Source organism: Vibrio sp. LQ2 (assembly GCF_023920125.1).
GTDB lineage: Bacteria > Pseudomonadota > Gammaproteobacteria > Enterobacterales > Vibrionaceae > Vibrio > Vibrio fluvialis.
Window position 1 is genome coordinate 4,473,176 of sequence record NZ_CP085308.1, and the last position, 12,032, is coordinate 4,485,207.

Here is a 12,032-nt window from a genome sequence, read left to right on the forward strand (position 1 = left end):
ATTAATCGTCGAGTTTCCAGGCTTGAGCTATACCGGCAGACGTGCCGGAAATGACACGCTGCTGTGAATCGAAAGCCGCATCATACACTACCGCACGCGGCGGGCGGGCATCTTTTCGCGGTTCCGCTTCAAAGCTGTCGAGCTTCCTACCGGTTTCGGTGTTCCAGATATCGACACGGCTGGACGGAGTGCCAGTGACCAGGCGCGAGCCATCGTCGGAAAAGCGGGCTGCGGAAAATATCAGCTGGCGTGAGAAACTGCTGAGCGCGCTGCGTTTTTTCCCTGTCTCTAAATCCCACACAATGGCTTGATTACCGCCATCAGAGGTAAACGCCAGCTTGCCGTCACGCTGCAAAGCCACGCGGTTGACCCGTTGTTCGTGTTCAAATTTATGCAGAATCTGGCCTGTTTTGGTATCCCACAAATAAGCGGCGTAGTCGTTCCCTCCCGTCAGGGCATAGCGACCATTGGGGGAAATCGCGACGGAATTGACTTTTTCCTGGTGGGCAAGGAACTCAAGGCGTCGTCCGGTGACTAAATCGACGTAAATGGCTTTGCCGTTGGAGAGACCAAGCAGCACTTGTTCGCCGTCGCTGGTGATGTCGACGTCACGAATTAAACCGTCTGAAATAGACCAAAGGCCTTTGGCCTGCGTCCAGGCGAGATCCCAGACCGCGAAGTTGATTTGGCTGGCGGTCACGGCATAACGGCCGTTATCGGAGAGGCGGATCTGAGAAACTGTGCTCGCTTGAGGATCCTGCGCGCCGAGGTCCGCGAGTTTTTTGTGCTCACTGAGATCCCACAGCACCAATTGATGCTCCTTGGAGTAAATCAGGGCAAATCGACCATCCCGGCTGAGTCCGAAACTGGTGGACCCTTCAGGCTCTAAATCCCAGCGTTCGACATTCTGGTCAGAGAAAAAACAGCCATTTAACAAGGAAATGACAACAAACAGCAGGATGGAATGAGAAATTATTCGCATCAGTTCTAATTATCCGCCAAGTGTGTAAAGACAATCTGAAAACATAAGGCTATATTGGTACAACTCTGTGCTGTGCACCAGCTTGAAACCAAGATTTGTGCACAACGACAAAAGGTTTGCCTACAAATTGGAGAATTCAATGAAATCACTTTTTAAAGTGTCGCTACTGGCCGCTACCGTTGTGTTGGCAGTCGGCTGTCAGAAAGAAGAAGCTGCGAAACCAGAAACGGCAGCACCAGCCGCAGCTGAGCAAGCTACGGCAGCGAAAACCGTAACTTTCCAGTCTGAAGATGACAAAGCAGCGTACGCAATTGGTGTTTCGTTTGCGAACTACCTGAGCAGCAGCATTGAAAAACCAAGTGAAATTGGCATCAATCTGAACAAAGATATGGTTCTTCAGGGTATCCAGCATGTATTTGCTGGGAAAGCGGAAATGACCGAAGAAGAGACCCGTGCGGCTCTGGAAGCTTTGGACAAACGTGTAGCAGAAAAAATGAAAGCTCAAGCGGCTGAAAAAGCGGCAGCGAACAAGAAAGCTGGCGATGAATTCCGCGCTGAGTTCGAAAAGCGGGAAGGCGTGAAGAAAACTTCAACCGGCCTGCTGTACCAAGTTCTGACGCCAGCACAAGGTGATTCACCAAAAGATACTGACACCGTGCAAGTGCATTACAAAGGCACATTGACCGACGGTACTCAGTTTGACAGCTCTTACGATCGTGGTGAGCCAGCGACATTCCCGCTGAACCGCGTGATCCCTGGCTGGACAGAAGGTGTTCAACTGATGCAAGTCGGTTCAAAATACAAGTTCGTCATTCCGCCAGAGCTGGCTTACGGCGAACAAGATACCCCGACCATTCCTGCTAACTCGACACTTGTGTTCGAAGTTGAGCTGCTGAAAATCGACAACGGCGACAAAGCTGCGCAATAATCGTCACGGTTTGGAACGAAATAGGGCCTGACTTGTTCAGGCCCTTTTTGATCCCGGTCGAGAACTGCAACAGAAGTTGTTCTAAATCACTTGTTGGCAATATAGCAGAGTCTTCGGCTAAAATTTTCTGATAAACTTACACCAATTTGTTGATTTTTCGTTCTAAGGTCAAAGTACAGTGACAACGACAGATACTATTAATGCCGATATGTTGCTTGAGATGGAATCCGTGCATGTGAAACCATTTACAGAGCATGACAAAGTAATTCTGCGCTCATACGAAGCCGTGGTGGATGGGATCGCCAGCTTGATTGGCCCTTTTTGTGAAATCGTTCTGCACTCGCTGGAAGATCTGAACACCTCGGCGATCAAAATTGCTAACGGCGAAAACACGGGCCGTCAGGTGGGGTCGCCGATCACGGATCTGGCGTTGAAGATGCTGCGTGATATTGAAGGATCGGAGCGAAACTTCTCACGTTCTTACTTTACGCGCGCCAAAGGCGGTGTGCTGATGAAGTCGATCACGATTGCCATTCGCAATGGTGAGAATCGTGTGATCGGCTTGTTGTGTATCAACGTCAACCTTGATGCGCCTTTCTCTCAGGTCTTGCAATCGTTCATGCCAACTCAGGAAGCGCAGGAAGCCGCGTCATCAGTCAACTTCGCCAGCGATGTGGAAGAGTTGGTTGACCAAACGGTTGAGCGGACGATTGAAGAGATCAATGCGGACAAATCGGTGTCGAACAACACTAAAAACCGTCAGATCGTCATGGCATTGTTTGATAAGGGTATCTTTGATATTAAAGATGCGATTAACCGCGTGGCGGATCGCCTCAATATCTCGAAGCACACGGTGTATCTTTACATCCGTCAGCGCAAAACTGAGGATGACGAAAAGTGAGCCTCACCTACACCTTATTGGTGAATGGGTCGGTCTACGGTACGCAGTCGGCGCGCAACGCTTATTTATTTGCCAAGGCAGTGATAGAAAAAGGCCATACTCTCAAGAGCGTCTTTTTCTATCAGGACGGCGTACAAAATGGCTCGGCGCTCACTGCGCCAGCCAACGATGAGTTTGATTTGGTTAAAGCGTGGCAACAACTGGCTGAGCAGCATCAGGTGCGTTTGGAAACCTGTGTGGCAGCAGCGCTACGCCGTGGTGTGGTGAGTCAGAGTGAAGCTGAGCAGCACCAATTGCCAGGCGCGAACTTGGCGGCCCCGTTTGAGCAAACCGGGTTGGGTAGTCTGGCAGAAGCGCTATTAAGCCAGGACAGAGTGGTACAGTTTTGAAAAAAGTCGCGTTTGTATTTCATTCCGCGCCGCACGCCATCAGTGCTGGCCGTGAAGGTTTAGATGCGCTGTTAGCCGCGTCGGCGTACAGCGAAGATCTGGCGGTGTATTTCGTCGGCGAAGGCGTGTTGCAACTGGTCAAAGATCAGCAACCACAGTCGGTGCTCAGCCGCGATTACATCAGCGCGTTTAAGTTACTGGATCTGTATGACATTGAACAGCGCTTCGTGTGTGCCGCCAGCCTGGCTGAGTGGGGATTGACTTGCGAGGATCTGCTGGTGGACGTTGAAAGTCTGGATCCACAAGCCATCGGCTCGCAATGGCAGGCTTTCGATCAGATTGTTACCTTCTAATCACAGGAACGTTTGTGTTACACATTATTAAACATCCTCTGCAACTCGCGATCGCCAGTCGGTATCTTCAGCCGAATGACGCTATCGTGCTGGTCGAAAATGCGGTGTACGCAACGAGCGAACAATCGCCATTTTTTGGCTATTTCAACAACCACAATCCGGTTTATGTGCTCAAAGAGGATCTCGAGGCCAGAGGTTGGTTGAATCGTTGCGCGCAGAACATTCAGATTATGAATGTGGCTGATTGGGTCGAATTAACGGTTAATTACGACAAATCAATAAGTTGGTAGTGGTAGCCATGAGCTGTACACCACATTGTCCATCCTGCTTTTTCTACCCCGCAAAAAAGATCTGTATATTTCTTGACACACCTCTCACTGCTGCATAGAATTTTGCGTCCCTATTTGCGCAAAGTGCATTTGGGGCTAGATTTTTCACAAAGCTTACTTTCAAGTAAATTCAGGAGCTAGTTAATGGCAACTATTAACCAGTTGGTACGTAAGCCTCGTGCAAAGCAAGTTGCTAAAAGCAACGTGCCAGCACTAGAAGCGTGCCCACAAAAACGTGGTGTATGTACTCGTGTTTACACTACTACACCTAAAAAACCTAACTCAGCACTTCGTAAAGTTTGTCGTGTACGTCTGACAAACGGCTTCGAAGTAACATCGTACATCGGCGGTGAAGGTCACAACCTTCAAGAGCACTCAGTTGTTCTGATCCGCGGTGGTCGTGTTAAAGACCTTCCAGGTGTTCGCTACCACACTGTTCGTGGTGCACTTGACTGTGCAGGCGTGAACGACCGTAAACAAGCTCGTTCTAAGTACGGTGTGAAGCGTCCTAAGTCTTAATGGATTCCGTTAAGTAAGGCCAAACACTAAATTATTTTTTAATTTTTTGAAAAAACTGAAAAGTTTTGGATAAAACCTGAAGAAGACAACGGAGAATATTCCATGCCACGTCGTCGCGTCATTGGTCAGCGTAAGATCCTTCCAGATCCAAAGTTCAAATCTGAACTGCTGGCAAAATTCGTTAACATCCTTATGGTTGACGGTAAAAAATCTACTGCAGAAAAAATCGTTTACACTGCACTAGATGCTATGGCTGAGAAATCTGGTAAAGATCACTTAGCTGTATTTGAAGAAGCTCTTGAAAACGTTCGCCCAGCGGTAGAGGTTAAATCTCGCCGTGTTGGTGGTTCAACTTACCAAGTGCCAGTAGAAGTACGTCCGGTTCGCCGTAACGCACTTGCTATGCGTTGGTTGGTTGAAGCTGCGCGTAAGCGTGGTGAAAAATCTATGGCTCAACGCCTAGCTGCTGAAATGCTAGATGCGTCAGAGAACAAAGGTACTGCTGTTAAGAAACGTGAAGACGTTCACCGTATGGCAGAAGCGAACAAAGCGTTTGCTCATTACCGCTGGTAATACCTTCTGTGCTGCGAGGTTCTCTCGCAGCACATTTCTATTTTCTAAGGTGAACCTTAGTAAGAGGATACAATCGTGGCTCGTAAAACTCCTATTGAGCGCTACCGTAACATCGGTATCTGTGCTCACGTAGATGCAGGAAAAACAACCACTACTGAGCGTATTCTGTTCTACACTGGCCTTTCTCACAAAATCGGCGAAGTTCACGATGGTGCCGCAACCATGGACTGGATGGAGCAGGAGCAGGAGCGTGGTATCACCATCACCTCGGCTGCGACGACTACCTTCTGGCGTGGTATGGAAGCACAGTTCCAAGATCATCGCATCAACATCATTGATACCCCAGGACACGTTGACTTTACGATCGAAGTAGAGCGTTCTCTTCGTGTACTTGACGGTGCAGTGGTTGTGTTCTGTGGCTCATCTGGTGTTGAACCTCAGTCTGAAACTGTATGGCGTCAGGCAGACAAGTACCACGTTCCACGTATGGTATTTGTGAACAAGATGGACCGTGCGGGTGCAGATTTCCTACGCGTTGTAGACCAAATTAAACATCGTCTTGGTGCGAACCCAGTTCCAATCCAATTGAACATTGGTGCGGAAGAGGAGTTCAAGGGTGTCATCGACCTGATCAAGATGAAAGCCATCAACTGGAATGATGCCGATCAAGGCATGACGTTCACATACGAAGACATTCCGGCCGACATGCTCGAGCTTGCAGAAGAGTGGCGCAACCATCTGGTTGAAGCGGCTGCTGAAGCTAACGAAGAGTTGATGGAAAAATACCTGGAAGAAGGCGAACTGACTGAGCTTGAAATCAAGCAGGCACTTCGTCAGCGTACATTGAACAATGAAATCGTACTGGCCACTTGTGGTAGTGCGTTTAAGAACAAAGGTGTACAGGCCGTACTGGATGCAGTCGTTGAGTACCTGCCATCACCGGTTGATGTACCGTCTATCAAAGGTATCGATGAACGTGAGAACGAAGTTGAGCGTCACGCTGACGACAACGAACCGTTCTCTGCGCTGGCATTTAAGATCGCGACTGACCCATTTGTGGGAACGCTGACTTTCATTCGTGTTTACTCTGGTGTTGTGAATTCAGGTGATGCTGTCTACAACTCTGTGAAAGAGAAGAAAGAACGTTTTGGTCGTATCGTACAGATGCACGCAAACAAACGTGAAGAAATCAAAGAAGTTCGCGCAGGTGACATCGCAGCAGCGATCGGCCTGAAGGATGTGACGACAGGTGATACTCTGTGTGACCAGGACCATAAAGTGATTCTGGAACGCATGGAATTCCCTGAGCCGGTAATTCAGATCGCAGTAGAACCTCGTTCTAAGGCAGACCAGGAAAAAATGGGTATCGCGCTGGGTAAACTGGCAGCAGAAGATCCATCTTTCCGTGTCGAAACCGACAATGAAACCGGTCAGACTCTGATCTCAGGTATGGGTGAGCTTCACCTAGACATCATCGTTGACCGTATGAAACGTGAATTCAACGTTGATTGCAACGTGGGTAAACCTCAGGTTGCATACCGTGAAACCATTCGTGGCAAAGCGGAAGTAGAAGGCAAGTTTGTTCGTCAGTCAGGTGGTCGTGGTCAATACGGTCACGTATGGCTGAAGATTGAACCTTCTGAACCAGGCGAAGGCTTTGTCTTCGTTGACGAGATCGTGGGTGGTGCGATTCCTAAGGAATTCATCGGCCCGGTAGCGAAAGGTATCGAGGAGCAAATGAACAACGGTGTGTTGGCGGGCTATCCAGTACTGGATGTCAAAGCAACACTATTCGACGGTTCATTCCACGATGTCGACTCAAGTGAGATGGCGTTTAAGATCGCTGGCTCAATGGCATTCAAGAAAGGTGCGCTTGAAGCAAAACCTGTCATTCTTGAACCGCTGATGAAAGTTGAAGTAACCACTCCGGAAGACTGGATGGGTGATGTGGTCGGTGACTTGAACCGTCGTCGTGGCATCATCGAGGGTATGGATGAAGGTCCTGCTGGCCTGAAAATCATTCGTGCGCGCGTACCACTTTCTGAGATGTTCGGTTACGCAACTGACCTACGTTCTGCAACCCAAGGTCGTGCTTCTTACTCTATGGAGTTTTCTGAGTACGCCGAGGTGCCTAAAAACATTGCTGATGCAATTGTGGCAGAGCGCGGTTAATAATGAATCTATTGCGCTGACGAGAGTTGGCGCATAAAATAGCAATTTCTGGCGCGCCTTGAGTGTACGTGACTTAAGGCGAATCATAACTAGGAAGGAACACGATCGTGTCTAAAGAAAAATTTGAACGTACGAAACCGCACGTAAACGTTGGTACTATCGGCCACGTTGACCACGGTAAAACAACTCTAACTGCAGCAATCTGTACTACTCTGTCTAAAGTATACGGCGGTGCAGCACGTGACTTCGCGTCAATCGACAACGCTCCAGAAGAGCGCGAGCGCGGTATCACAATCTCTACTTCTCACGTAGAGTATGACACTCCAAGCCGTCACTACGCACACGTAGACTGCCCAGGACACGCTGACTATGTTAAAAACATGATCACTGGTGCTGCGCAAATGGACGGTGGTATCCTAGTTGTTGCTGCAACAGATGGTCCAATGCCACAAACTCGTGAGCACATCCTACTAGGCCGTCAGGTTGGTATTCCTTACATCATCGTATTCATGAACAAATGTGACATGGTTGATGATGAAGAGCTGCTAGAACTAGTAGAAATGGAAGTTCGTGAACTTCTGTCTGAATACGATTTCCCAGGTGATGACCTACCAGTTATCCAAGGTTCTGCACTAGGCGCGCTAAACGGCGAAGCACAGTGGGAAGAGAAAATCCTTGAGCTGGCTAAAGCACTGGACGAGTACATTCCAGAGCCAGAGCGTGCAGTAGACATGCCGTTCCTGATGCCAATCGAAGACGTATTCTCAATCCAAGGTCGTGGTACAGTAGTAACTGGCCGTATCGAGCGCGGTATCCTACGTGTAGGTGATGAAGTAGCAATCGTTGGTATCCACGACACTACAACCACTACATGTACTGGTGTAGAAATGTTCCGTAAACTGCTGGACGAAGGTCGTGCAGGTGAGAACGTTGGTGCGCTACTACGTGGTACTAAGCGTGATGAAGTAGAACGTGGTCAAGTACTGGCTAAACCAGGTTCAATCACTCCACACACTAAGTTCGAATCAGAAGTATACGTACTGTCTAAAGATGAAGGTGGTCGTCACACTCCATTCTTCAAAGGTTACCGTCCACAGTTCTACTTCCGTACAACTGACGTAACAGGTAACATCGAACTGCCAGCAGGCGTAGAGATGGTAATGCCAGGCGACAACGTACAAATGGTTGTTGAACTGATCGCTCCAATCGCAATGGACGAAGGTCTACGCTTCGCGATCCGTGAAGGTGGCCGTACAGTTGGTGCTGGTGTTGTTGCTAAGATCATCGCTTAATCGATAATCTTACTGCGAACCTCGCATTAAAAAAGGGAAGCTTCGGCTTCCCTTTTTGCATTTCGGTTATAAAAAAATTTGCGGCAAAGAAAGTGAGATGCAAAGGCTTTAGAGATTAAACAAAGGGTTAGATTTACCTCTATTTCTTGCACTGAAGCTAAGTGATCCAGCCATCAAAATTCCGTGGTTTGATATAACGAAACGATCTTAATGAAGCATAAAACCAACTGGTAATAAGAACGATTCTTTTTTATAGTTCTGGCAACAATGATTTTGAGGTTGCAGTATGTACGTTTGTTTGTGTCACGGTGTATCGGATAAGAAGATCAAGAAGCTTGCTCTGGAGCAGGGGATCACAGATATTCGCGGCATTAAACGTTGCACTGCGTTGGGTTCGCAATGTGGTAAATGCGTCAAGCAGGCGAAGGAGATCCTTAGCGAAACGATAGTCGTTCAGTATCAACAGGCCAGCTAAGCGCACGACCTTTTTGACACCTTCTCAATTGGTTCTACAGTTATAAGAGCCAAAGAGGAGGGCTTTGTCATGAAAGGTGATCCAATCATCATCCAACACCTGAATAAAATTCTCGGTAATGAACTGATTGCCATCAACCAATATTTTCTTCATGCCCGTATGTATAAAGATTGGGGCTTGAAACATCTCGCGGATAAGGAATACCACGAGTCCATCGATGAAATGAAACATGCAGATCATCTGATCGAACGCATTCTGTTTCTAGAAGGCATTCCTAACCTGCAAGATCTTGGCAAACTGATGATTGGGGAAGACACTAAGGAAATGCTGGAGTGTGACCTCAAGCTGGAGTTGGCTGCCATTCCGGATCTGCGTGATGCGATCGCTTATGCGGAAGATATTCGTGATTATGTGTCACGTGACTTGTTCCAAGACATTCTTGAAGACGAAGAAGAGCACGTTGACTGGCTTGAAACCCAACTCGGCCTGATAGAAATGACGGGCATCGAAAACTATCTTCAGGCGCAAATTGTCGACGAAGATTAACTGTAATCTAGCCAGAGTCATTCCCCGGCTCTGGCTGTTTTCCCTGCTTTTTCCGCGCTAATATTTCCCTTGCTAAAGCTGCTGTCTTTCTGTACTATTCCCGCTCCTTAATTCTCGGTCAATTATCATTAGTTCCTTGCTTCCTCTGGATGACCGGGCCAACTCTGGAAGCTGAATAATCCGTAAGGAGCAAATAATGCGTCATTACGAAATCGTATTCATGGTGCACCCAGATCAAAGCGAGCAAGTTGCTGGCATGATCGAACGTTACACTGGTTCAATCACTGAAGCTGGCGGTAAAGTACACCGTCTAGAAGACTGGGGCCGCCGTCAACTGGCTTACCCAATCAACAAGCTTCACAAAGCTCACTACGTTCTGATGAACGTTGAAGCTGACCAAGCTGTTATCGATGAACTGGAAACTGCTTTCCGTTTCAACGATGCGGTTCTGCGTAACATGATTATGCGTACTAAAGCTGCTATCACTGAACCTTCAATCATGCTGAAAGCTAAAGAAGAGCGTTCTAAGCGTGACGAAGCGAAATTTGAAGCAGACGCTGAGTAATTTCATTGATGACCAATCGAATGGAGTTAAGTGGTTCCATCGCTAAACCTCCGATTCGAAGCCAAAGCCCTTCGGGCATCGAACACTGCCGTTTCTGGCTAGAGCATCGCTCTACGGTGATCGAAGCTGACCTACCGCGACAGGTGTATTGCCGAATCCCGGTGGTTGTCAGTGGGCAAAGGTCAAAAGCGTTAACTCAAAATTTAGTACAAGGCAGCATCATTCAGGTAAGTGGTTTCTTGGCTTACCAAACCGGCCGAAATGGCGTGGGGAAATTGGTGCTACATGCCGACAACATTATCCAAATTTAGATCAGGAGATAGCCCATGGCTCGTTTCTTCCGTCGTCGTAAATTCTGCCGTTTTACTGCAGAAGGCGTACAAGAGATTGATTACAAAGACGTAGCAACTCTTAAGAACTACATCACTGAAGCTGGTAAAATCGTACCAAGCCGTATCACTGGTACTAGCGCTAAATATCAGCGTCAACTAGCTCGTGCAATCAAGCGTTCTCGCTACCTAGCTCTACTGCCATACACTGACAAACATCAGTAATTGGCACCGTTTATTAAGAAAGAGGATTAAGCAATGCAAGTTATTCTACTTGATAAAATCGGTAACCTAGGTGGTCTTGGCGATACAGTTAACGTTAAATCTGGTTACGCTCGTAACTTCCTTATCCCACAAGGTAAGGCAGTAATGGCAACTAAAGCTAACGTTGAAATGTTTGAAGGCCGTCGTGCTGAGCTAGAAGCGAAAGTTGCTGAGCAACTGACTGCTGCACAAGCTCGCGCTGACCAAGTTAACGCTCTTGAAGCAGTTGTTATTGCTTCTAAAGCTGGTGACGAAGGTAAACTGTTCGGTTCTATCGGTACTCGTGACATCGCTGACGCTATCACAGCGGCTGGTGTTGCAGTTTCTAAGAGCGAAGTTCGCCTACCTGAAGGCGCTCTGCGCAACACTGGTGAATTCGAAGTTAGCGTTCAACTTCACTCTGAAGTTTTCGCAACTGCGAAAGTACAGGTTGTTGCTGAGTAATTTCAGTATACAGACGAATCAAAAACACCAGCCTCGGCTGGTGTTTTTTTATGTCTGAAGAAAAGTATTCGCTTGTCAGAACAGAAAGATCAGGTTTACAGACAGTACGCTGTCGGCCTTGCTCATGCCGTCTGGTACACGGGTATGGTACTGGCGAGACTGGTTGATTTTGAGCGCGATATCGTCGGTGATGTTGTTGATTACACTCAGTTCTGAATCCAAACGGGTATTGCTTTCACCATTGACTAACGTCAGGTCGGCGGCAAACTTAAGCGATTTTAGTATCTGCCATTCGGTCTTCAAATTGCTGCGGAAAATCGGTTCCTGCACGATGTCAGGAAAGACGACGTCGGTCTTGTCAATCTCATCCAGATTCGGTTCCTGATATCGATAGCCGGGACCCAGTTCCAGTTCGACCAACAAACTTTCCGTGTGCGTCACCTGATAACCCAGACCGCCAGATAAGGTGTAATCTTTAAAATAAGCACTGTAGCGTGAATCAATGCCTTTAAAGCTGCCGTACAAATAGGTTTTGGGACCAAGCTTGTAGTCGGTTTGCAATGAGTAGTTCGATTGGCGCTTATTCTCTTTACCATTTTTATCCAGCTTGTAAAAACGCCATTCGCCGTTGGTCCGGTGACGACCTTGAATGTATTCACCTTTCAGGCGGGTATTCAGAGACTCCGAACTGGTATTGCCGGTATGCGACTGGTAGCCGAATTCGACCTGACTACTCCAATGAGAAGAAGGTTTCTCGATGTCCTTATCGTTCTTGGGATCCTCGTTCGCATAGACGCTGTAGCTCGTCAACAGGCTAAGACTAAGAAGCCAGACTTTGGACACGCGTTACCTCTGATAAACGGGTTGAATCGTTGCATGATAAGCATCTGTTTGGCCAATTGGGTCATGTGACGGTTAATTCTGCTGTTGTTACACACAAACTTTCGCATCGTTAATTACAAATTACGGAT

General features: G+C 47.8%; 17 protein-coding genes. 15 read left to right on the forward strand and 2 right to left on the reverse strand.

What is annotated here, in order from left to right; all coding sequences use genetic code 11:
• Nucleotide 1: 1 nt before the first annotated feature.
• Nucleotides 2-982, reverse strand: a complete 981-nt coding sequence (locus LGV68_RS20875) for a hypothetical protein (RefSeq protein WP_252535992.1) — start codon at nt 980-982, stop codon at nt 2-4.
• A gap of 139 nt (nt 983-1,121) precedes the next feature.
• On the opposite strand from LGV68_RS20875, the gene fkpA reads away from it, so the two are divergent.
• From fkpA to rplI, 15 genes are all read left to right on the forward strand, one after another.
• Complete coding sequence (gene fkpA / locus LGV68_RS20880; RefSeq protein ID WP_252535993.1) at nt 1,122-1,910, forward strand: FKBP-type peptidyl-prolyl cis-trans isomerase; 789 nt, start codon at nt 1,122-1,124, stop codon at nt 1,908-1,910.
• Nucleotides 1,911-2,088: 178 nt separating this feature from the next.
• Nucleotides 2,089-2,811: a transcriptional regulator gene (locus tag LGV68_RS20885; RefSeq protein ID WP_020332638.1), complete on the forward strand. Its 723-nt coding sequence runs from the start codon at nt 2,089-2,091 to the stop codon at nt 2,809-2,811.
• Nucleotides 2,808-3,200, forward strand: coding sequence for a sulfurtransferase complex subunit TusD (gene tusD, locus LGV68_RS20890; RefSeq protein ID WP_020332639.1), 393 nt, complete (start codon nt 2,808-2,810; stop codon nt 3,198-3,200). Before LGV68_RS20885 ends, tusD begins: the two co-directional genes overlap by 4 nt.
• A complete protein-coding gene (tusC, locus tag LGV68_RS20895) occupies nt 3,197-3,553 on the forward strand; it encodes a sulfurtransferase complex subunit TusC (protein WP_075989016.1) in 357 nt (118 codons plus the stop codon). The genes tusD and tusC overlap by 4 nt, the downstream gene beginning before the upstream one ends.
• A gap of 14 nt (nt 3,554-3,567) precedes the next feature.
• On the forward strand, nt 3,568-3,843 hold the full coding sequence (gene tusB / locus LGV68_RS20900; RefSeq protein ID WP_252535994.1) for a sulfurtransferase complex subunit TusB: 276 nt from the start codon (nt 3,568-3,570) through the stop codon (nt 3,841-3,843).
• A gap of 183 nt (nt 3,844-4,026) precedes the next feature.
• Nucleotides 4,027-4,401: a 30S ribosomal protein S12 gene (gene rpsL, locus LGV68_RS20905; protein WP_014203960.1), complete on the forward strand. Its 375-nt coding sequence runs from the start codon at nt 4,027-4,029 to the stop codon at nt 4,399-4,401.
• A 102-nt stretch (nt 4,402-4,503) separates the two neighbouring features.
• Nucleotides 4,504-4,974, forward strand: coding sequence for a 30S ribosomal protein S7 (rpsG, locus tag LGV68_RS20910; RefSeq protein ID WP_014203959.1), 471 nt, complete (start codon nt 4,504-4,506; stop codon nt 4,972-4,974).
• 75 nt (nt 4,975-5,049) lie between these two features.
• Complete coding sequence (fusA, locus tag LGV68_RS20915; RefSeq protein ID WP_020332642.1) at nt 5,050-7,146, forward strand: elongation factor G; 2,097 nt, start codon at nt 5,050-5,052, stop codon at nt 7,144-7,146.
• Nucleotides 7,147-7,253: 107 nt separating this feature from the next.
• The gene (gene tuf / locus LGV68_RS20920; RefSeq protein WP_061056950.1) at nt 7,254-8,438 is read left to right on the forward strand and encodes an elongation factor Tu; all 1,185 of its coding nucleotides are present in this window, start codon (nt 7,254-7,256) and stop codon (nt 8,436-8,438) included.
• 286 nt (nt 8,439-8,724) lie between these two features.
• Nucleotides 8,725-8,913: a (2Fe-2S)-binding protein gene (locus LGV68_RS20925; protein WP_020332718.1), complete on the forward strand. Its 189-nt coding sequence runs from the start codon at nt 8,725-8,727 to the stop codon at nt 8,911-8,913.
• A 69-nt stretch (nt 8,914-8,982) separates the two neighbouring features.
• Nucleotides 8,983-9,459: a bacterioferritin gene (gene bfr, locus LGV68_RS20930; protein WP_020433766.1), complete on the forward strand. Its 477-nt coding sequence runs from the start codon at nt 8,983-8,985 to the stop codon at nt 9,457-9,459.
• A 196-nt stretch (nt 9,460-9,655) separates the two neighbouring features.
• Entirely contained in the window at nt 9,656-10,024 is a 369-nt protein-coding gene (rpsF, locus tag LGV68_RS20935) for a 30S ribosomal protein S6 (RefSeq protein WP_004723737.1), read from the forward strand.
• Between the two features lie 8 nt (nt 10,025-10,032).
• Nucleotides 10,033-10,335 carry a primosomal replication protein N gene (priB, locus tag LGV68_RS20940; RefSeq protein ID WP_086027247.1) on the forward strand — a complete coding sequence of 101 codons (303 nt, stop codon included), beginning with the start codon at nt 10,033-10,035 and terminating at the stop codon, nt 10,333-10,335.
• A 15-nt stretch (nt 10,336-10,350) separates the two neighbouring features.
• Nucleotides 10,351-10,578: a 30S ribosomal protein S18 gene (gene rpsR / locus LGV68_RS20945; protein WP_000090472.1), complete on the forward strand. Its 228-nt coding sequence runs from the start codon at nt 10,351-10,353 to the stop codon at nt 10,576-10,578.
• Between the two features lie 33 nt (nt 10,579-10,611).
• Nucleotides 10,612-11,061 (forward strand): 50S ribosomal protein L9, encoded by a 450-nt coding sequence (rplI, locus tag LGV68_RS20950; RefSeq protein ID WP_020332714.1) that lies wholly within the window; start codon nt 10,612-10,614, stop codon nt 11,059-11,061.
• Between the two features lie 75 nt (nt 11,062-11,136).
• On the opposite strand, the gene LGV68_RS20955 is transcribed toward rplI, so the two are convergent.
• A complete protein-coding gene (locus tag LGV68_RS20955; RefSeq protein ID WP_020332713.1) occupies nt 11,137-11,904 on the reverse strand; it encodes a DUF481 domain-containing protein in 768 nt (255 codons plus the stop codon).
• Nucleotides 11,905-12,032: the final 128 nt, after the last annotated feature.